General features: G+C 71.7%; 17 protein-coding genes and 1 pseudogene. 7 read left to right on the top strand and 11 right to left on the bottom strand.

Going from position 1 to position 19,766, the window contains the following annotated elements; all coding sequences use genetic code 11:
* Positions 1-9 precede the first annotated feature (9 nt).
* Positions 10-1,248 (bottom strand): MFS transporter, encoded by a 1,239-nt coding sequence (locus ATL45_RS17600; protein ID WP_093155375.1) that lies wholly within the window; start codon positions 1,246-1,248, stop codon positions 10-12.
* 299 nt (positions 1,249-1,547) lie between these two features.
* On the opposite strand from ATL45_RS17600, the gene ATL45_RS17595 reads away from it, so the two are divergent.
* Complete coding sequence (locus tag ATL45_RS17595) at positions 1,548-4,073, top strand: glycohydrolase toxin TNT-related protein (RefSeq protein ID WP_093155007.1); 2,526 nt, start codon at positions 1,548-1,550, stop codon at positions 4,071-4,073.
* Positions 4,074-4,254: 181 nt separating this feature from the next.
* Here the strand turns inward: ATL45_RS17595 and ATL45_RS17590 are convergent, their stop codons facing one another.
* A complete protein-coding gene (locus ATL45_RS17590) occupies positions 4,255-4,830 on the bottom strand; it encodes a GNAT family N-acetyltransferase (RefSeq protein WP_093155009.1) in 576 nt (191 codons plus the stop codon).
* Positions 4,831-4,976: 146 nt separating this feature from the next.
* Here ATL45_RS17590 and ATL45_RS17585 point away from each other — a divergent pair, with 146 nt between their 5' ends.
* Entirely contained in the window at positions 4,977-5,330 is a 354-nt protein-coding gene (locus ATL45_RS17585) for a hypothetical protein (RefSeq protein ID WP_093155011.1), read from the top strand.
* A 41-nt stretch (positions 5,331-5,371) separates the two neighbouring features.
* On the top strand, positions 5,372-6,019 hold the full coding sequence (locus ATL45_RS17580; RefSeq protein ID WP_093155013.1) for a GNAT family N-acetyltransferase: 648 nt from the start codon (positions 5,372-5,374) through the stop codon (positions 6,017-6,019).
* A gap of 3 nt (positions 6,020-6,022) precedes the next feature.
* Here the strand turns inward: ATL45_RS17580 and ATL45_RS17575 are convergent, their stop codons facing one another.
* The 3 genes from ATL45_RS17575 to ATL45_RS17565 form a co-directional block, all read right to left on the bottom strand.
* Entirely contained in the window at positions 6,023-6,685 is a 663-nt protein-coding gene (locus tag ATL45_RS17575; RefSeq protein WP_093155376.1) for a GOLPH3/VPS74 family protein, read from the bottom strand.
* A gap of 23 nt (positions 6,686-6,708) precedes the next feature.
* Positions 6,709-7,311 (bottom strand): response regulator transcription factor, encoded by a 603-nt coding sequence (locus ATL45_RS17570; protein ID WP_093155378.1) that lies wholly within the window; start codon positions 7,309-7,311, stop codon positions 6,709-6,711.
* A 141-nt stretch (positions 7,312-7,452) separates the two neighbouring features.
* Positions 7,453-8,514, bottom strand: a complete 1,062-nt coding sequence (locus ATL45_RS17565) for a sensor histidine kinase (protein WP_246025401.1) — start codon at positions 8,512-8,514, stop codon at positions 7,453-7,455.
* Between the two features lie 344 nt (positions 8,515-8,858).
* On the opposite strand from ATL45_RS17565, the gene ATL45_RS17560 reads away from it, so the two are divergent.
* Entirely contained in the window at positions 8,859-10,313 is a 1,455-nt protein-coding gene (locus ATL45_RS17560; RefSeq protein WP_246025400.1) for an alpha/beta hydrolase, read from the top strand.
* Positions 10,314-10,315: 2 nt separating this feature from the next.
* Here ATL45_RS17560 and ATL45_RS17555 read toward each other — a convergent pair whose 3' ends face one another.
* The 3 genes from ATL45_RS17555 to ATL45_RS17545 all read right to left on the bottom strand — a co-directional run bounded on the left by ATL45_RS17555 (position 10,316) and on the right by ATL45_RS17545 (position 12,167).
* Positions 10,316-10,954 carry a LysE family translocator gene (locus tag ATL45_RS17555; RefSeq protein WP_093155379.1) on the bottom strand — a complete coding sequence of 213 codons (639 nt, stop codon included), beginning with the start codon at positions 10,952-10,954 and terminating at the stop codon, positions 10,316-10,318.
* A gap of 81 nt (positions 10,955-11,035) precedes the next feature.
* A complete protein-coding gene (locus ATL45_RS17550) occupies positions 11,036-11,626 on the bottom strand; it encodes a pentapeptide repeat-containing protein (RefSeq protein WP_093155018.1) in 591 nt (196 codons plus the stop codon).
* Positions 11,627-11,705: 79 nt separating this feature from the next.
* Complete coding sequence (locus ATL45_RS17545) at positions 11,706-12,167, bottom strand: universal stress protein (RefSeq protein WP_235863529.1); 462 nt, start codon at positions 12,165-12,167, stop codon at positions 11,706-11,708.
* A gap of 39 nt (positions 12,168-12,206) precedes the next feature.
* Between ATL45_RS17545 and ATL45_RS17540 the strand changes: the two genes are divergently transcribed.
* Complete coding sequence (locus ATL45_RS17540) at positions 12,207-13,502, top strand: ArgE/DapE family deacylase (RefSeq protein ID WP_093155021.1); 1,296 nt, start codon at positions 12,207-12,209, stop codon at positions 13,500-13,502.
* Here the strand turns inward: ATL45_RS17540 and ATL45_RS17535 are convergent.
* Entirely contained in the window at positions 13,463-14,398 is a 936-nt protein-coding gene (locus ATL45_RS17535; RefSeq protein ID WP_093155022.1) for an NAD(P)-dependent oxidoreductase, read from the bottom strand. The two genes, ATL45_RS17540 and ATL45_RS17535, sit on opposite strands and share 40 nt — an antisense overlap.
* A gap of 59 nt (positions 14,399-14,457) precedes the next feature.
* On the opposite strand from ATL45_RS17535, the gene ATL45_RS17530 reads away from it, so the two are divergent.
* Positions 14,458-14,937: a MerR family transcriptional regulator gene (locus ATL45_RS17530; protein WP_093155024.1), complete on the top strand. Its 480-nt coding sequence runs from the start codon at positions 14,458-14,460 to the stop codon at positions 14,935-14,937.
* A gap of 56 nt (positions 14,938-14,993) precedes the next feature.
* Here the strand turns inward: ATL45_RS17530 and ATL45_RS17525 are convergent.
* Positions 14,994-15,195, bottom strand: a pseudogene (locus tag ATL45_RS17525) (epoxide hydrolase N-terminal domain-containing protein); the annotation flags it as partial.
* A gap of 61 nt (positions 15,196-15,256) precedes the next feature.
* Here ATL45_RS17525 and ATL45_RS17520 point away from each other — a divergent pair.
* Positions 15,257-16,213: a helix-turn-helix transcriptional regulator gene (locus tag ATL45_RS17520; protein WP_093155025.1), complete on the top strand. Its 957-nt coding sequence runs from the start codon at positions 15,257-15,259 to the stop codon at positions 16,211-16,213.
* A 230-nt stretch (positions 16,214-16,443) separates the two neighbouring features.
* Here ATL45_RS17520 and ATL45_RS17515 read toward each other — a convergent pair whose 3' ends face one another.
* A complete protein-coding gene (locus ATL45_RS17515) occupies positions 16,444-19,749 on the bottom strand; it encodes an error-prone DNA polymerase (protein ID WP_093155027.1) in 3,306 nt (1,101 codons plus the stop codon).
* Between the last annotated feature and the right edge of the window lie 17 nt (positions 19,750-19,766).

The following is a 19,766-nucleotide window of genomic DNA, read 5'->3' as shown; positions in this document are numbered from 1 at the left end:
GCGAAAGGGTCACGTGACGGCAGTCTGCTCCGCAGCCCGCTCGGATCGCGATGCCCGGAGGTTGTGAGATACGACAAGCCCGGCCGCCGCCAGCGCCAGGCCACCGGCCGCCGCAGCCGCCGCAGCCGGACCGGCCAGGTCGAGCATCACCCCGGACAGCGGCGCGGCGACCGCTCCGCCGAAGGTGGTCGCGCTGGCCAGCCAGCCGAACGCCTCGTTGCGCCGGTCCGGTGGCGCGATGTCGGCCAGCCGACCGTTGCTGGCCGCCAGCGTCGGGGCCACCGCCGTACCGCCGATCATCAGGATCGCCCCGATCAGCAGCGGCGAGCCCGGCTCGGTGATCGGCGGCAGGGCAGGCACCAGCGCCACCAGGCCGAGCGCGGTCAACGACGCGCGGAGCCAGAGCCGGGGCCGCCTTCCCGAACCGCCGAGCACCAGCCCGCCGATCAGCGAACCGACCGCCCACACCATCGCCAGCACCCCGGCCAGCTCCGGCTCACCGCGCTCGCGCGCCCAGGCCACCAGCACCAGGTCGACCGAGATCAGCCCGCCGACCAGCAGCCCGAAGAAGCCCAGCAGCGAGACGAATCCCGGAATCCGGAACAACGGCGCGGACGTGCGCTCCCCCGCCGCGCGCTCGCCCAGCCCCTCGTTCAGACCCGCGCGCCACAGCACGACGGCGAACAGGACGGAACCGGCCGTCGCCCACGCGGCGCAGGCGTACATCGCCGCGGCCGGGCCCCACACCGCGACCGCGAAGGCGGCGAGCATCGGCGCCACCACGAACAGCAGCTCCTGCAGGGTCGCCTCGACCGCGAAGGCGGCCTCGCGCGCCGGGCCGTCCGCCAGGCGCGGCCAGATCGCCCGCCCGATCTGCGTGATCGGCGGGTGCGAGAGCCCGGTGGCCAGCGCGACCGGCAGCACCAGCCACCAGTGCTCCGGATCGACCCAGCTGGTCACGGCGATGATGGCGACCATCCCCAGCCCGGAGCCGATACCGGTCACCACCAGCAGCCGCGGCGGCGAGCTGCGGTCGGCCGTCCGCCCGCGCAGCGGCCCGGCGATCGCCTGCCCGATCGTGATCGTCGCGCCGATCACGCCGCCGATCGCGTAGGAACCGGTCCAGTCGACCACCAGGAAGGCCAGCACCATGCCGAGCGCCGGCATGTGCAGGCGGCCCAGCAGGCTGAAGAACATCAGGCTCGGCGCGTGCGGGACCGCCGCGAGGAGTCGGTAGGGCTGCAGCACGCACCACACTCTTTCTTCTGGCACGGGTGTACCGCTACTTGTTTTCGCCGACCGCTGACCGCCGCCGATCCACCGTTGACCCAATCCACCTGGTGGTGTGATGTTCATCCGGACGAGAAACCGGCAGGCTCTCGTGACGAGATCACCGCACGCGGTGACATGGATCTTGAACGCGCGCACGTGTGCTGGATCAACGGATCGGAAGTCCCACACAGCGCACATGGCCGGGCCCGCGTCGAGTAGCGTCTTGGGCCGGGGTGGAGTCGGGTTGCCTCGTCGAGAGGGGGAGGATGTCACCCATGTCGCGTCCGACAGCGATCAGTCCGGAAGAGCAGGAGCAGATCGCCCGCAAGATCGGGGTTCTGCTGTTACAGGGCGCTCCTGAGGACTGGCAGGAGATCACGGTGGAGTACCGCGCCACCGGTGAGTACCACGACCTGCTGGGTGAGGTGACGGCGCAGGACGGCAGTGCCCGCTCGCTGGAGCCACCGGCCGAGCTGCGGGAGATCTTCGAGAGCCTGCGCGAGGGCATGTACCGGCCGGACGTCGGTACCTGGCTCAGCGCGCTGTACGTGGTCGAGCGCCCGTCCAGCTACCGCATCGACATCAACTTCGACACCGAGCCCGGCTGGCAGCGCCCGCTGCCGCGCGCGGCCTACGTCGACGAGCTGCGCCGCTACCCCCGCGCCGAGGAGAACATCCCGGACTGGATGCGGGAGCGGATCGACGGCAACGCGTCGGCCCCCGGCGCCCCGGTCGACGACGCGCCCGTCCAGCCGCCGATCGCCGAAGCGCCGGTCGCCGAACCGCCCGCGGTCACCGAGGACGGGCCGACCGGCTTCCAGGTGGCCAGCTCCTTCGACGACTTCGACGAGCAGGGCCGCCCGGTCGTCGCGGACCGCGAGCCGGTCCCGGCCGAGGAGATCGCCCAGCTCCGCCAGTACCTGGAGAACGCGCCGGTCGTGCTCGCCGCCCGCGAGGACGAGGAGGACCAGCTCGACCCGGAGCGGCCCACCGTCGTGCCGAGCACCTGGCACACCGACGGCGCCTGGCTGTGGCCGGGGGCGATCGCCTTCTACCTGGCCCAGTACGGGGTGCCGCCGGAGCCCGAGTTCGTGGCGCACATCCGCCGCCGCGGTTTCCAGCTGGCCGAGGTCGACGACGCCACCCGCGACGCGGCGGTCAGCGAGCTGCTCGACCAGCCGACCGACTCCGACGACGCGCCGGACTTCGCCGACGAACCGCAGGACTACGCCGACGAGCCGCGGAACCCGATCGCGGACTCGCCGGACTTCGCCGCGGAACCGGACGACGAGCCGAGCTACGCCGACGAGTCCCGGGACTTCGCCGACGAGCCGCAGGACTTCGCCGAGCCGGAGGCCGCCGAGGCCGAGCCGGCCGGCGGTTCGCGGCACGTGCTGGCGGACGACGACGAGCTGCCCGACACCGGTGAAGTGCTGGCCACGCTGCACGACCGGCTCACCGAGTTCCAGGTGGACAGCGACGGCTACCGGATCGGCAGCCACAGCGAGAGCGCCCGGTGCCTGGTCCAGGACGGCCCGGACTGGGTCGTCACCACCGGCACCGGTCGCGGCGAGGACGTCCGGTTCGCCCGCGTCGACGACGCTGCGGCGTACCTGCTCGGCAGCCTCCTCCTGGAGCGCCGCCCGGCTGCCGAGCCGAGCGCGGAGCTGTCGCACGACGAGCCCGAGCTCCCGCAGCGCGCGCCCGAGGCCGACCTGCCCCAGCGAGCACCGGAATCCGGGCTGCCCCAGCGCACCCCCGAGCCCGAGCTCCCGCAGGACCTGCCCCAGCGCACGCCGGAACCGGCCCTGCCGCAGCGCACGCCCGAAGCGGAGCTGCCCCAGCGAGCACCGGAACCGGACCTGCCCCAGCGGACGCCCGAAGCGGAACTCCCGCAGCGGGCACCGGAATCCGGCCTGCCGCAGCGCACGCCGGGCTCCGACCTGCCCCAGCGCCACGCGCCCGAGCCGGAGCGCGCTCCGGAGCCGACGGCGGCGAACCCGCTGTTCACCGCGAACCAGGACCCGGCCGGCCCGAGCGCTCCGCCCGAACCGCCGGTCCAGCACGACGCGGCACCGCCCGCGGCCCAGCCGCAGGAGGAGGCGACCCGCCTCCAGCAGCCGCCGCAGCTCGACCGCCCGGCGCCGCCCACGGCTCCGCCGTCCCCGCCGGTCGGCCAGCCCGTGCAGCAGCCGCCGGTCAGCGGCCCCGGCGGTGTTCCGCCGCTGCCGAAGCGCCAGCCGCGCCGCGAGAGCGGTGCTCCGGCTCAGCAGCAACAGCAGGGTGCGCCCGGTCCGGTGGGCGGTGCGGAACGCCGTCCCGGCCCCGGTGGCCCCGGCATGGCCGGTCCGCACCGGCAGGGCCCGCCGCCCGGACCGCCGCGCCCGCCGCAGGCCGGTGGCCAGCAGCCCGGCGGTCAGCAGCCGGGTGGCCAGCAGCCCGGTGGTCAGCAGATCCAGCCGCTCAACGGCGAACCGCCGCTGACGCTGTACCGCGACCGGCGGGTGATCATGCTCCAGCCGGGCACCGAGCTGGACCGCTTCGGCGAGCCGAACGGCAACGTGCTCTACGCGATGCGCACGCCGTACACGCACCGCTCGCTGCCGCCGCAGTGGTCGAACCGCTCGTACTTCGCCTACCGCATCCAGCGCCCGGTCCAGGCGCTGCGCGGCACGGCGGTCCCGTGGTTCGAGCAGCCGGGCGGTGGCACGGCCTTCGTGCTCCCGGCGCCGATCAGCGACCTGCTCGCGGACGGCACCCTGGCGGAGATGCCGGCCACCGAGCGCCCGCCCATGGAGTGATCGCTTCGAAGCGTGAGGGGCACCCGCGAACCATCGCGGGTGCCCCTCACTCATTTCCGGCCAACGCTCAGCCGCCGTTCGCGCGTTGCGGAGTTCCCTTGCGCAGCACCGTGAAGCGGATCAGGCGACGACGTGTCGGGCGGACCCTGCGCTCCCGAGAGCGGGGACCGTCGCCCGGCCCTCACTGCGTCGTGCTGTTCGGCGGCAGGTCCGCGCGAGGCGCGGAGCGGTCCAGGTCCGCCGGTCGGAGCCGGTAGAGCTCCACGGACTGCCCGAAGTACTTGTCCGTCTGCCCGGCCCACTCCATGCCGTTGTCGCGCACCGTCTCCACGGCCCGCGCGTTGTCCGGCCGGACCACGGCGAACAGCTCGTCGACCTCGTGGTCGAACGCCCATCGGGCCAACGCGAACATCGCCTCGCTCGCGTAGCTCCCCGCCCAGAGGTCCGGGTGCAAGTGCCAACCGGCTTCGAGGTCCTGGTTGCCCGGAGGCAGCAGCAACAGCGACGCGCCACCGAGCACCCGGTCGTCCTCACGTCGTTGGATGCACCACCTCCCCAACGGCGGGATCGCCCTGGCGTCCTCGGCGATCCACTGCCGCAGCAGCAGGCGCATGGCCACGAGATCGGGAACGGGCTCCATGACCGGGCTCAGCCACCGCGCGACCTCGGCGTTGCCGTACACGCCGAGCGCGGCCTCTGCGTCCTCGATGCTCCAGGTCCGCAGGATCAACCGGTCCGTGACCAGCCGCCGAGCCATACCGCCAGGATAGTCGCCCTCCCGCCCGATGCAGTCCATCACGCGGCGTGAGCGGCGAAAACCAGTGGGGTACGGGCTGCGGTGTCCGGTAGCGTTGCCGGTTCCGGCAACTGCAACGGTGGTTGCCACGTTCAGGAAGCAGCCCCATGAGCAGCCAGCGGTCCACGACGACGCTGTGGCGTCCCACCGGTCCTGTCGAGCTGGAGCTGGTGCGGGAGCTGGGCTGGCGTGCTTGGCCGCCGCGGCTACCGGAACAGCCGATCTTCTACCCGGTGCTCAACGAGGACTACGCCGTCAAGATCGCCAGGGACTGGAACGTCGTGCACGACGGCAGCGGCTTCGTCACCCGGTTCGAGGTCGACTCGGAGTTCCTGCGCCGGTACCCGGTGCAGCAGGCGGGCGGCCGGACGATCCTCGAACTCTGGGTTCCGGCCGAGGAGCTCGACGAGTTCAACGCCCACATCGTCGGCGAGATCCAGGTCGTCCACGAGTTCCGCTGAGACGCGGGCGAAACCTGATGCTCCACCGCCAGAATGGGCGGATGCTGGTCGATCACTTCCCGCTCGTCGGGCTCAAGCTGACAACGCCACGGCTCGAACTCCGCCTGCCGTCGGCCGGGGAACTCGGGGAGCTGGCCGGGCTGGCCGCCGAGGGCGTCCACGATCCCGCCGTCATGCCCTTCTCCACGCCGTGGACCGACCACCCGCCCGAGCAGGTCGCGCTGAACGTGATCCAGCACCACTGGCGGGAGCTGGGCAGCTGGTCCCCGCAGGACTGGTCGCTCAACCTCGCCGTGTTCCACGGCGGAGTCGTCGTCGGGCAGCAGGGCATCAGCGGCCTCGAGTTCGGCATCACCCGCGAGGTGAGCACCGGTTCCTGGCTCGGGCAGCGCTACCAGGGCCGGGGTTTCGGCACCGAGATGCGCGCCGGCGTGCTGCACCTGGCCTTCGCCTGTCTCGGCGCGGAAGAAGCGGTTTCCGCGGCGTTCGAGGACAACACGGCCTCGCAGGCGGTCTCCCGCAAGCTCGGCTACCGACCCGACGGGTTCCAGCGCAATGCCATCCGAGGCGCCCTGGCCGTCCAGCAACGGTTGCGGCTCACCCGCGCGGACTGGGAGCGGCATCGCACCGTGCCGGTCGAAGCCGACGGGCTCGCGCGCTGCCTTCCGCTCCTGGGGATCGACGGCTGAGGCTCACGATGTGCTGGTGATGGTGGTGACGGTGGTGGAGGCGGCGATCGCGGCAGCCGTGCGGAGCACCGCCGTGTTCACGGCTTCGGCGCCCCAGTTGCCCTCCTCGAACTCCTTCGCCCGCTTGGCGACCTCGCCGGACCACGCGAGCGGAGGACTCAGCGCGGGGAGGGCTCCGCTGGAGGACAGCAGGGCGATCAGCGCACCGGTGCGGCTGTCGGGCGTTTCGCCGTCTTCCAGCGCGGCGCGGATCTTGCGGCGCAGTTCCGCTTCGTGGCCGGTGTCCTCGGCGGGCATCCTGGTCATCGGGAACACGCCCAGCACCTTCTTCTTCTCGACGCGGATGACGCCGCGCTCCAGGAGCCGGTCGAGCACCGGTTTGCGGAGTCCGCTGCCGATTTCGAGCAGCAGCGGCTGCACCCGTCGGGGTTTCTCGGCGATCTTGTCGTAGCCGGAGCGCAGCAGCGGATCCTCCGGCTGAGCACCTTCGACCGCGCTGATCTTCGGTCCGTTGAGCGCCGTGCTGCCGTCGGAGTCGACGCTGCCGCGCAGCGCCAGCTCCACCAGCACGGCCCCGCCGAGGCTGTAATGCAGGGTCCCGGCGGCTGCGGGAACTCCCGTCTCGTCGTCGAGCAGCAGCATCATCAGGTCTTCGACGAGCAGCATCTCGTTCACTGCGCCTTCCTCTCTCACAGCCAGTCGTGCTCGCGCGCGTAGCGAGCTGCTTCGTGCCTGGTCCGGGTCTGGGTCTTCTGCATGGCGTTGGACAGGTAGTTGCGCACCGTGCCCTGCGCGAGGTGGAGGCGGGCGGCGATGTCGGCGACGGAGTAGCCCTCGCCGGTCACGCGCAGCACGTCCAGCTCCCGGTCGGTGAGCGGGCAGTCGTCGACGAGCGCGAGCGCGGAGACGTCCGGGTCGATCCAGCGCTTGCCCTCGTGCAGGACGCCGATCACCGAGGTGATGTGCGCCGGTTCGGCGGCCTTGCTGACGAATCCCTGGACGCCGAGCTTGAGCGCCTTGCGGAGCACGCCGGGCTTGGCGTGCCGGGTCAGCATGAGGATCACCTGCTCCGGCCGGGTGCGGCGGATCTCCGCGACGGCACCGAGTCCGTCCACACCGGGCATCTCCAGGTCGATGACGAGCACGTCGGGCCGGTGCCGGAGGGTTGCTTCGACGGCCTCCGCGCCGTTCTCCGCTTCGGCGAGCACGGTGATGTCGCCTTCGAGCGGGAGCAGCGCGGCCATCGCCTTGCGCAGGAGGGCTTCGTCGTCGGCGAGCACCACGGTCGTCATCGGCACTGTTCCGCCTCTCCGCGATTTTCAGTGGTGGTTGCGTCCGGAGTCGATCTCACGTTTGGCGGTTTCTTGTGGCTGGGTCGCATCACGGTCCCCTGAGGTGCGGTCGAGCAGGACTCCGGTTGACACAAAGGGGCGTCATCCGGGTGCCTCCGCTCCGTTCGGGAACACCGCGGCTGTGCGGAACTCGCCGTCGTGCTGGTCGACCGACAGTTCACCGCCATTCGCGGCGACGCGTTGGGCGAGTGCGGCCAGGCCCCGGAGCTCGGGCACCGGAGCGCGCTTGGCACCGTCGTTGACGATGCTGATGCTCGATGCCGACAGCGCTATCCGCACCTGCGTCGCCTGGGCGTGGCGCAGGATGTTGGTGGTCGTCTCGCGGAGCACCTGGCCGAGCAGTTCGCCCACGCGCTGGTCCACATCGGCCTCGCGGTCGACGCGCACGTCGATCCCGGCCGCTTCGAAGAGGTTCCGCGCGTTCTCCAGCTCGGCGGAGAGGTTGAGGCGGCGCTGCGCGTAGGCGAGTTCCTTGGTCTGGGTGATGGTGTCGCTGACCAGGTCGTGTATCTCGCGCAGCTCCTGCTTGGCGCGCTCGGCGTCGCTGTCCACCAGCTTCCGCGCCAGCGCGGTCTTGAGCTTCACCACGTGGAGCGTGTGGCCCTGGATGTCGTGCAGGTCGCCGGCGAACCGGACGCGTTCGCGGATCACGGCCAGTTCGGCCTCCCGCTCCCGAGCCTCCTCCAGTTCGGCGACGATGTCGTAGAACCGCTTGTTGGGGAACATGAATCCGACCACCACCACGGTGACCCCGGTGGGGATCAGCACGTACCGGATCAGGATCTCCGGCACTTCCTGGTGCGAGACGAGCATCCGCGCCGCGCCCACCGCGGCGACGTAACCGGCCAGCGCCACGGCCGCCCAGCCCCGCCAGCGCGACAGCTTGGGGACGACGAGCGCGCCGACGAAGGAGATGCCGAAGAACGCCATCCGTCCGTCCCCCGCCAGCGCGCCGAAGGCCCAGACGGCGGCCGTGACGGCCAACGTGGCGGGCGCGACGGGCAGGAGGTCGTCGGCCGCCCACCGGACGAACGCCACCAGGGTCGCCACCACGCCGGCGGCCAGGACGACCGCCTCCCACCAGTTCCGGGCGTCGACGGCGACCGTCACCGCTCCGACGACGGCGAGGAGCGGGAGGAACATCGTGAGGTTGGTCTTGCGGAGCTGTCCCCGCGTCCGCGTTCTTGCGTGCTGCCGCATCAGCCGGTTCCGGGCAGCGGTCTGGCGTTCATGAGCGGATCTCCGGAGTCGCGCGGCGGGTTCGTCCAACACTATTGCGCCGGTCGCGCGGCGAGCACCAGTGACGCAGCGTCATGCCTTCCCAGCAGGAATGTCATGACGGGCTCCTGACGCGGCGGCACTGGGTGCGGCGGCCGCGGCGCGCTGGAATCGGAGTCATCGACATCCGAACTCACCGCCGCTGGGAAAGCACTGCCGCAACAGCGCTCCCAGTGATGTCCATTGTGGAGCAGCTCAGAGGAGCGCTGGTGCGCGAACCCGTGTTGACCGTCCTCGCCGCCGCAGTCGTGGCGACCCTGCCCCCGATCGCCGCGTCGGCGACGCCACCCGAACAGCTGAGCTGGGGCCCGTGCCCGGTGGACGTCACCGAGCCCGGCCTCGAGTGCGCCGCGCTCGACGTCCCGCTGGACTACCGCGACCCCGGCGGCCGGACGATATCCGTCGCGATCTCGCGCCTGGCCAGCGCGAACCCGGAGAAGCGCCGCGGCGTGCTGCTGACCAACAGCGGCGGGCCGGGCGGCACCGGCCTGAGCTTCCCGGCCGTCCTGCGCGACCTGGGGCTGCCGCAGGAGGTGCTGGACAGCTACGACGTGATCGGGATGGATCCGCGCGGCGTCGGCCACAGCACGCCGGTGACCTGCGATCTCACGCTCCTGGAACACCCGACCAACATCCCGGTGCACGCGCCCGACGCAGCCGGCGTCGCGGCAGAGGCCGAGCGGGTGCGGGGCGTCGCCGAGAAGTGCGGGGCGTCGCCGACGGCCCCGCTGCTGCCGCACATCACCACCGCCAACACCGCCCGCGACATGGACCGGGTCCGCGAGGCGCTGGGCGAGTCGGCGGTGTCCTACTTCGGCATCTCCTACGGCACCTACCTCGGCTCGGTCTACACCGCGATGTTCCCGGATCGCAGCGACCGGTTCCTGATCGACAGCGCGACCGGCCCGAACGGCTGGGACGCCGAGTTCGCGAGGTCGTTCGGGCAGGGCGTCGAAGACCGGTTCCCGGACTTCGCGGCGTTCGCCGCCGCGCACCCCGAGTACGGCCTCGGCGAGACCCCGGAACAGGTTCGGGCGAAGTACTTCGAGCTCGCCGCGCGGCTCGACGCGACCCCGAGCCCGGACGGCTACACCGGACCGGCGTTCCGCTTCGCCACCTTCGCCGCGCTCTACTTCGACCGGGAACTGCCCCGGCTGGCCGAGACCTGGCGGGCGCTCGACACCGGCCACCCGGTGCCGCCGCCCGACCCCGCCGAACCGGGACCCGTCGACCCGAGCATCCCGGCGGACAACTACCTGGCCAGCCAGCTGCACGTGATCTGCAACGACTCAGCCTGGCCGGAGGACGTCCGGACCTACCAGCGCAACGTCGAGCTCGACCGGCTCCGCCACCCGATGTTCGGCGCCGCCGGGGCCAACATCACGCCGTGCGCGTTCTGGCCGTCCGAGCCGCTCGAACCGCAGGTCGAGATCACCGACGACGGCCCGTCGAACGTGCTGGTCCTGCAGAACCTCCGCGATCCCGCCACCCCGCTGGCCGGCGCCCGCGAGCTGCGGGAGGCCTTCGGCGAGCGGGCCCGGATGGTGACCGCCGACCAGGGCGGCCACCTGGCCTACCTGTTCCTGGACGACCAGTGCGTCCACGACATCGCGACGGACTTCCTGGTCGACGGCGAACGCCCGCGGCACGACCTCGCCTGCTGACGCTAGTCCTTGCGGCCCGTCACCGCGACGGAGACACCGAGCCCGATCATCGCGAGGCCACCGGCTCCGCCGACGGTGGCGAGCCGCTGCGGTGAGCGGGCGAACCAGTCCCGCGCGGTGGCGGCGGCGAGTCCCCACACCGCATCGGAGATCACCGCGATGGCGTTGAAGATCAAGCCGAGCAGCAGCATCTGCACTGCCACACCGCCCTGCTCCCGATCGACGAACTGCGGTAGCACGGCGGCGAAGAACACCATCGTCTTGGGATTGGCCACGCCGACCGCGAAGCCCTCCCACAGCGTGCGCAGGCCGCCGCGCCCGGGCCCGTCCCCGGCGAGTTCCGCGTGCAACGACTTGCGCTGCCGGATCGCCTTGATGCCCAGGTGCACCAGGTATGCGGCGCCCACCAGCTTCAGCGCCGTGAACACCAGGGCCGAGCGCTCGACGACCGCCCCGACTCCGAACGCCACGGCAATGACGAGCACGTAGGCACCGAGGGTGTTCCCCAGGACCGTGGTGAGCGCGGCGCGGCGGCCCTGCGCCAGGGCTCTGCCGACGACGAACAGCACGCTCGGGCCGGGAATCACGATCAGCAGGAAGGACATCGCGGCGAACGCGAGCAGTCGATCGGGGGCCACCATGGAATTCATGGAACCACGGGGATCGCTCCCGGCTGAAGCGGTTTTCCGGTGGAGCGGGACGCGCCGGCGCGAAATCGCCGTTCAGTCGACGCGGAGGCCGTGCGCTGCAGCGAAGGTGAGGGCGAGCATCGTGTCGACGCGGGCGCCGCGGAGGTTGGCCTGGACCATGGCGTCCGCGTCGAGGCGGGCATCCCGGAGGTCCGCCTCGGCCAGGCGGGCGCCGAGCAACCGGGCACCGGTGAAGTCCGCTTCGCGGAGGTCGCAGCGGCGCAGGTCGCAATCGGTCAGGTTGGCCTCGCGGAAGCGGATGCCGCGCAGGTCCAGTCCCCGCAGGTCCGCGCCGCCCATGCCCACCAGCGTCAGGTCCGTCTCGCGCAGCCGCCACGCGCGCAGGCGGCAGTCCACGAAGCTCGACCCCAGCAGGCTGCATCCGTCCAAAGTGGACTTGCCGAGCACGGTGCGCTCGAACTTGCAGGACCGGAACGCGGTGGCGACGTGCTGCGAGGCGTTGAGGTCCGTTCCGGTGAACACGCACTCGGTGAACACGCAGTTGCGGGTGCTCAAGCCGGTCAGGTCCGCGTCGGTGAAGTCGCAGCGCTCGAACGAGCGCCCCTCCCACTCCTGATCCGGCAGCACTGCGTCCTGGAAGTCCTCGCCCACCGCGCTCGTCATCAGCCCAGCGTGCCACTTCAGGTGCCGTGAGCGTTCTGGGGTGCCCCAGCGCACGGGAGCACAGGTCAGCCGCGGCTCGTCACGGCACCACGACCACCGGCCGGACCGCCTCGACCACCAGCGTCGCGGGCACCGTGCCGAGCAGTCCGCCGCGGCGCCGCGAGCGGCCCACCACGATCAGATCCGCCCGGTACTGCTCGGCGACCTGCTCCAGGCCCACGGCCGGATCGCCGCGGTGGTGCACGAAGTCCCAGTCGATGTCCACCCACTTCAGGTGCGACACGACCTCCTTCTTCAACTCCTCCACCAGGCTCTCGGCCGCCTCGCTGGCGACCGCGACGCCCATCGGCGACCAGTAGGCGACCCCGCCCACCGCCTCGACGTAGACCAGCACCAGCCGCGCGCGCTCGCGCCGCGCCAGGCCGGCAGCCCACGCCGCGGCGTGGAAGCTCGCCGGGCTGCCGTCCATGCCCACGACGATGCCGCCCAGCCCGTCCTTGCCGATCTCGAATTCCCGCTCGGTGTTGTCGCCTTCGGCCACGCGGAGATGGTAGTGGTCGCGGGCCGGGGAGATGGACGCATGCGACACACTCGACACGTGAACAGCGGCCACACCCTCTCCGACCTCGAACGTCGCGCCCTCGACGCGGTGGACCCCGACGGCGTCCTGGACGATCTGCGCGAGCTCGTCAAGATCCCCAGCGTCGGTGGCACCACCGGTGAGCACGACGCCCAGCAGTGGTGCGCCGACCGGCTGGCCGCGCTCGGGCACCGCGTGGACCACTGGCGCATCGACGTCCGCGAACTCGCCGAGCAGGACGGTTTCCCCGGCCAGGAGGCCGAGCGCGACACCGCCTACGGCTGCGTGGGCGTGCGCGGCGACGGCCCGGAGCCCGCGCTGGTGTTCTGCGGGCACACCGACGTCGTCCCGCCCGGCGACCTCGACCGCTGGCCGGACCGCGACCCGTACGCCCTGCGCGTCCAGGACGGCATCGCGGCCGGTCGCGGCACCTGCGACATGAAGGGCGGGCTGGCCGCTGTCTTCGGCGCGCTGCAGGCGCTGCGCACGGCCGGGATCGAGCTCGCCCGGCCGGTTGCCGTGCACACCGTCGTCGGCGAGGAGGACGGCGGGCTCGGCGCGTTCGCCACGCTGCGGCGCGGGCACCGCGGAGCGGCGTGCGTGCTGGCCGAGCCGAGCTCGGGCACGATCGTGGCCGCCAACGGCGGATCGCTCACGTTCCGGCTCGAAATCGCCGGCCAGAGCACGCACGGCTCCACCAGGTACCGAGGCGTGAACGCGCTCGACAAGCTCACCCACCTGCTGCCCGCGCTGCGCGCGCTGGAATCCCGCCGCAACGCCGACCCCGACCCGCTGGTCGCGCACCTGGAGGTGCCGTACCCGCTGTCCATCGGCATGGCTCGGGTCGGCGACTGGGCCAGCACGGTGCCGGACCTGGCGATCGCCGAAGGCCGCTACGGCGTCCGGATCGGCGAGTCGATCGAGGACGCCAAGGCCGAGTTCACCGCCGCCATCGCCGAGGCCTGCGCCGCCGACCCCTGGCTTGCGGAGCACCCGGTCCAGGTCAGCTGGCCCGGCGGGATCTTCGCCAGCGGACGACTGCCCGAAGGACACCGGCTGCTCCCCGAGACCCAGGACGCCGTCGTCGCGGCGGGCGCACCCCGGCCGGTGGCGCTCGGTGCGCCCTACGGCACCGATCTGCGGCTCTACTCGGCCGCTGGGATCCCGACCCTCCAGTACGGCCCCGGCGACATCCGCTACGCGCACGCCCACGACGAGCACGTCGCGATCGCCGAGCTGGAGCAGGCGGCCCGCACCTACGCCCTGCTGGCGATCCGCCGCTGCGGCATCGCCTGATCGCTCTTGAAGACCTCGAACACGGCGAGGTAGTTCTCGCCCCCGTGGCCGGCGGCGATCGCCTGCTCCGCGATCGCCGCCATGTGCCGCGCCTGATCGGCGTGCACGCCCTGCTCCACGCACGTCCGCGCGATGTGCTCCAAGGCGTTCCGGTTCATCTCCATGGTGCCGACGTCACCGGGGTAGTTGCTCGCGTCCAGATCGGCCGCCTGCTCGACGAGGGTCGGGTTCACCACCACGGCGGGCATGAACCAGTTGACGGCGAGGTCGGCGAACTCGACCGCGGAGACACCTGCCGAGCCGACCAGAGCCGTGGCGTGCAGGAAGCCGTTCATGGTCGCGTACATCAAGCCGAGCAGGGCCGTGTTGTGCAGCACCGCGAGGCCAGGATCGGCTCCGAGGAACCGCGGTGCTCCCATGCTCGCCAGCGTCTCCCGGTGCTCGTCGAAGACGTCCTCCGATCCGCTGTACAGGAAGACGGACTCGGGATCTCCGACGAGCGGTGGCGGCACCATGATCGCGCCGTCGAGGTACGCCGCTCCGATCTCGGCAGCCCAGTCGGCTGCCGCAGCGGCCTCGCTCGGGGTGCCGGAGTTCAGGTTGACCAAGGTCCGTCCCCGCAGCGCCTCCGCTGCCGGGCCGAGAACTCCGTACATGGTCTCGTAGTCCTTCAAGCAGATGATCACGATCTCACTCGCCGACACCGCTTCCGCGATGCTCGCCGCACGGCGGGCTCCCCCGGCGACGACACCGTCGGCCTTCGCCGGGGTGCGGTTCCAGACCGTCGTCGAGTGGCCGCGGTGCAGCAGCGCTTCGGCGAGCGCCAAGCCCATCGGGCCGAGTCCGACGACGGTGACCGGTGCTTGCTGCGGAACTGCTTCTCGCTGATTCGTCATGCGGATTAGGCTGCGGTGTCACATCGATGTGAGAGTCAACGTGGAGTGGTGGCCATCACATGCGCATGGGTGAGTTCTCCCGGCGAACCGGAGTAAGCCAGCGCCTCCTGCGCTACTACGAGGAGCAGGGACTGCTCGCGCCCTCGCGGCTGCCGAGCGGATACCGCGAGTACTCGGAGGCGGACGTCGCCACGGTGCGAGGCATCCGCATGCTGCTCGCGGCGGGGCTCGGCACCGCCACCATCGCCGAGCTGCTGCCGTGCATGACCGAGGACGGGAACTCCTTGGCCCCGGCCTGTTCCGGCATGCTGCCCGACCTCAACCGGGAGCGCGAACGACTCGACGCAGCGGTGGCCGACCTGCTGGCCGCGCGCGACGCGCTGGACGACATCATCGCCGCCACCGAGCCGACCGGCATCGCCGATCCGGAAGCGTGTGCCGCGATCGGCGCCGCGAAGCAGCCGGCCGACATCGGTGCGGCTGAACGAAGTTCCCGCTCGGCCCGCGGCTCCGGCTTCTCGGCTAGCGCAAGGTTCTGAAGAACGCCCGGACGTCGTCCACCAGCAGATCCGGGGCCTGCAGCGATGCGAAGTGCCGAATTGAGGCGGGCCTCGTGCGAGCGCCAGTCGTAATCCGTGCGCCAGTACTCGACCAGGTCGGCCAGGTAGTCCTGGTGCACGCCGTACGACCAGCCGACACCGGGGAGCTCGCCGGCAGCGAGTGCGGGCCAGTCGCTCCCGCAGATCATCGAGGGCTTCCTGGGCGACATCGATCCGGAACGGCGCTGGTGCGTTCATGCGTGCAGGCTGGCGGCGGAGTAGGACAGCTTCAGTCCTACTCCTCTGTCAAGGTGGGCGCATGCTCGCCACACCCGCCCGTTTCCTCCGGCTGCTGTCGCTGCTGCAGATGGGCCGTGACTGGTCCGGCGCCGAACTCGCCGAACGACTCGAAGTCACCACCCGGACCGTGCGCCGCGACATCGATCAGCTGCGCGAGCTGGGTTACCCGGTGGACGCCACCATCGGCCCGCACGGCGGGTACCGGCTCGGCGCCGGCGCCTCGCTGCCGCCGCTGCTGCTCGACGACGACGAAGCGGTCGCGGTCGCGGTCGGCCTGCACACCGCGGCAGCCGGGCGCGTCACCGGAGCCGAGGAAGCCTCGGTGCGCGCGCTGAACAAGCTCGAACAGGTCCTGCCGTCCAGGCTTCGTCACCGGGTGAGCACGCTGAAGAACGCGGTCGTGACGATGTCCCCCGGCACCGGATCAGGCGTGCGGGCAACGGTTCTCACCGCGATCTCGGCCGCCGTCCGGGCCGCCGAGACGCTGCGCTTCGACTACCTCGACCACCACGGAGCCGAGACGCGGCGCAACGTCGAGCCACACCGCCTCGTCTGCTGGGGGCCGAAGTGGTACCTCGTCGGCTGGGACGTCGGCCGAGCAGACTGGCGCACCTTCCGGGTGGACCGGATGATGCTGCGCACCCCCAACGGACCGCGCTTCGCACACCGGGAACCGCCGGACGGCGATGTCGTGGCCTACCTGCGCAGAACGGTGGGTTTCGAGATGTGGCCGCTGCGCTCACAACTGCTCGTGCACGCGCCCGCCGAGGACGTCGAAGGCCGGATCGATGGCATCGTGACCCCGGTGGACGAGAGCACCTGCCGCTTGGAACTCGCCTCGGACTCCTACGACCTCGTCGCGCTCGCGATGGGCATGCTCGATGTCGACTTCGAAGTCGAATCACCTCCAGAACTCGCTGAACACCTGCGGAAGCTGGGCAACAGGTTCACCAACGCCAGCACGCGCCCGCGCTGAACCCGGGTGGGCCCGAACGCGGCGTCGGTGGGGTTCGCCGCGCTCGGGCCCCGGCGTCCCTGGACCGCGCCCGCGCGATGGCCGGAGGCAACACCCTGGGAGGGAGTGGTGTTCGTCCGCTGCCGGTCGGGCCGGTCGACGCCGAGTTGAGTGGCCGCTAGTGAGGTCTCAGCCCTGCTGGGGTCTCAGCCGCACTGAATGACCACCAGCGCAAACCGAGGCCGGAGACCTCAGTGGAAGTCGCGAGAGGTTGAGGGGATGCGGACTTCCAACTTCTGCAGCCGGTCAGCTCTCAGATTGATCACTCCTTCCGCTCGCTCCACGATTCCGCGCACCAGCAATGCCGCGCTGGAGCGCCCGATCTTGCGGTACCGCGCCCACAAACCCGGAGAGCACATGACGTTGACCATGCCGGTCTCGTCCTCCAGGTTCAGGAACGTGATCCCGCCCGCGGTGGCCGGTCGCTGCCGGTGCGTCACCGCACCACCGACCAGCACTCTCGACCCGTGCTCCACTTCGGACAGACGCGCTGCCGGGAGCGCCCCGATCGAGTCCAACTTGGACCGCACGAACTGCAGCGGGAAGCTGTCCGGGGAAACACCGGTGGCCCAGACGTCCGCCGCAGCCACGTCGATCCCGTCCATGCCGGGCAGGGCAGGGGCAGGCGCCGCGGCAGTGGTCCCCGGCAGCCGGTTGGATCGGTCACCGGCCGCCGCAGCCGCGTTCCACAACGCCTCGCGGCGGGACAGCCCGAAGCAGCCGAACGCGCCGGCCGTCGCCAACGCCTCCATCTGCACCGCGGTCAGCTCCACCCGCCGGGCCACCTCGGCCATGCCGGTGTACGGGCCGTTCGCCGCCCGCTCGGCAACCAGCTTCTCCGCCACGCCATCACCGAGCCCGCGCACCGAAGCCAGCCCGAGCCGCACCGCCTGCCGCCCCTCGCTGGCGGCATCGGGTTCCAGATCGGCCTGCGCCCGACTCGCGTTGACATCCGGCCCGCGCACCCGCACGCCGTGCCGCCGGGCATCCGCGACCAGCGACTGCGGCGAGTAGAAGCCCATCGGCTGCGCCTTGAGCAGGGCGGCGCAGAAAGCCGCCGGGTAGTAGCGCTTGAACCACGCGCTGGCGAACACCAGCAGCGCGAAGCTCAGCGCGTGGCTCTCCGGGAAGCCGTAGTTGGCGAAGGCCAGCATCCGCTGGTAGATCCGGTCGGCCAGCGCCCCGGAGATGCCGTTGGCCGCCATGCCCTCGAAGAGCCGGTCCTTGAGCCGGGCCATCCGCTCCTCCGACCGCTTGGCCCCCATCGCCCGCCGCAGCTGGTCGGCCTCCGCCGGGGAGAACCCCGCGACGTCCACCGCCAGCTGCATCAGCTGCTCCTGGAACAGCGGGACCCCGTAGGTCTTCGCCAGCGCACCGGCCATCAGCGGGTGCTCGAAGTCCCACTCCTCCGCGCCGTTGCGGCGGCGGATGTAGGGGTGCACCGAACCACCCTGGATCGGCCCCGGCCGGATCAACGCCACCTCGACCACCAGGTCATAGAACTCCCGCGGCTTCAGCCTCGGCAGCGTGGCCAGCTGCGCGCGGCTCTCCACCTGGAACACCCCGACCGCGTCGGCCCGGCGCAGCATCTCGTAGACCGCGTCGTCGGCCAGGTCCAACCGGCCGAGGTCCACCTCGCGCCCGTGGTGCTCGCGCACCATCTCGGTGGCGTACCGCAGCGCCGAGAGCATGCCCAGTCCGAGCAGGTCGAACTTGACCAGGCCCGCCTCCGCGCAGTCGTCCTTGTCCCACTGCAGGACGGTGCGGCCGGGCATCCGCGCCCACTCCACCGGGCACACCTCGCTGACCGGCTGGTGGCAGATCACCATCCCGCCGGAGTGGATGCCCAGGTGCCGCGGGAAACCCATCAGCTCACCGGCCAGCTGCCGCACCGGCCCGGGGATCTCGGAATCCTCCGGCAGCGGGCCCCAGTGCTCGATCTCCTTGCTCCAGGCGTCCTGCTGACCCGGCGAATAGCCGAGCGCGCGGGCGACGTCGCGCACCGCGGAGCGCGGCCGGTAGCTGATCACGTTCGCCACCTGGGCGGCGTGCATCCGGCCGTACGTGCGGTAGACGTACTGGATCACTTCTTCGCGGCGGTCCGACTCGATGTCCAGGTCGATGTCCGGTGGACCGTCCCGCTCCGGAGCCAGGAACCGCTCGAAGAGCAGCTGGTAGCGCACCGGGTCCGCGTTGGTGATCCGCAGCGCGAAGCACACCGCCGAGTTCGCCGCCGATCCCCTGCCCTGGCACAGGATCCCCTGGCTGCGGCAGAACTCCACGATGTCCTGCACGATCAGGAAGTAACCGGGGAAGCGCAGCTCCTCGATCACCGCCAGCTCGTGCTCGATCTGCTGGTAGGCCGCGGGATTCTGCTGCGGCAGGCCGTACCGCTGCAGCGCGCCCTGGTAGGTCAGCTCACGCAGCCAGCTCGCCTCGGTGCGCCCCTTGGGCACGCGGAACGGCGGCAGCTGCGGGGCCACCAGCTGCAGGTCGAAGGCGCACTCCTTGCCGAGCTCGGCGGCTCGCTGCACGGCTCCCGGGTAGCGCGCGAACAGCTCCGCCATCTCGGCCCCGGAGCGCAGGTAGTTGCCCGCCCAAGCGGGCAGCCAGCCGTCCGCCTCGTCCAGGCTGCGGCGGGCCCGGATCGCGGCGACCACCCCGGCCAGCCGGGCCTGCTCCGGCCGGGCCAGGTGCGCCCCGGTGCTGGCCACCGTGGCCACCCCGGCGCGGGCGGCCAGCTCGGTCAGCGCATCGTTGCGCGCGGAGTCCGCGGGCATACCGTGGTCGGTCAGCTCCACCGCGACGTGGTCCGCGCCGAACAGCGCGACCAGTCCGTCCAGCTCCGCCGCAGCGGCGTCGAAGCCGTCCGCCGCGAGCGCAGCGGGCACCGAACCCTTCCGGCAACCGGTGAGCACCTGCCAGTGCCCTTCGGCCGCGGCGGCGAGCTCCGCCAGCTCGTAGACCGGACGTCCCTTCTCCTTCCCGGCCAACTGCGCCTTGCTGATCTCCCGGCACAGACTCGCGTAACCGGTGAGATCCCGCGCCAGCACCAGCAGGTGCCGGCCCTCCGGATCGGGCACCCCGTTCTGCGGCGCGGTGAGCCCCAGGCTGAGCTCGGCGCCGAACACCGTGCGCATCCCGTGCTCGGCGGCGGCTTCGGCGAAGCGCACCACCCCGTACAACCCGTCGTGATCGGTGAGCGCGATCGCCTCCAGCCCCAGCCGCGCCGCCTCCGCCACCAGCTCCTCCGGGTGGCTCGCCCCGTCCAGGAAGCTGAAGTTGGAGTGCGCGTGCAGCTCCGCGTACGGGACCGGCGGCATCGCGGGAACGACGTCGGACCGGCGCTCGGCGTCCTGCCGAGTCCACATCGGACCGTCGTTCCCGTCGCCGGGGCACCGCTCGTCGCGGTCCCCCCGCCCGGTGGCGGAACCGGGCCGGCCGGACAGCGCGGTCTCCAGTTCCGACCAGGTCTGGGGAGGGTTGAACCAACTCATGACAACAGTGAACTCCA

Source organism: Saccharopolyspora antimicrobica, assembly GCF_003635025.1.
Taxonomy (GTDB): domain Bacteria; phylum Actinomycetota; class Actinomycetes; order Mycobacteriales; family Pseudonocardiaceae; genus Saccharopolyspora; species Saccharopolyspora antimicrobica.
This window is presented reverse-complemented; position numbering and strand designations above follow the sequence as displayed.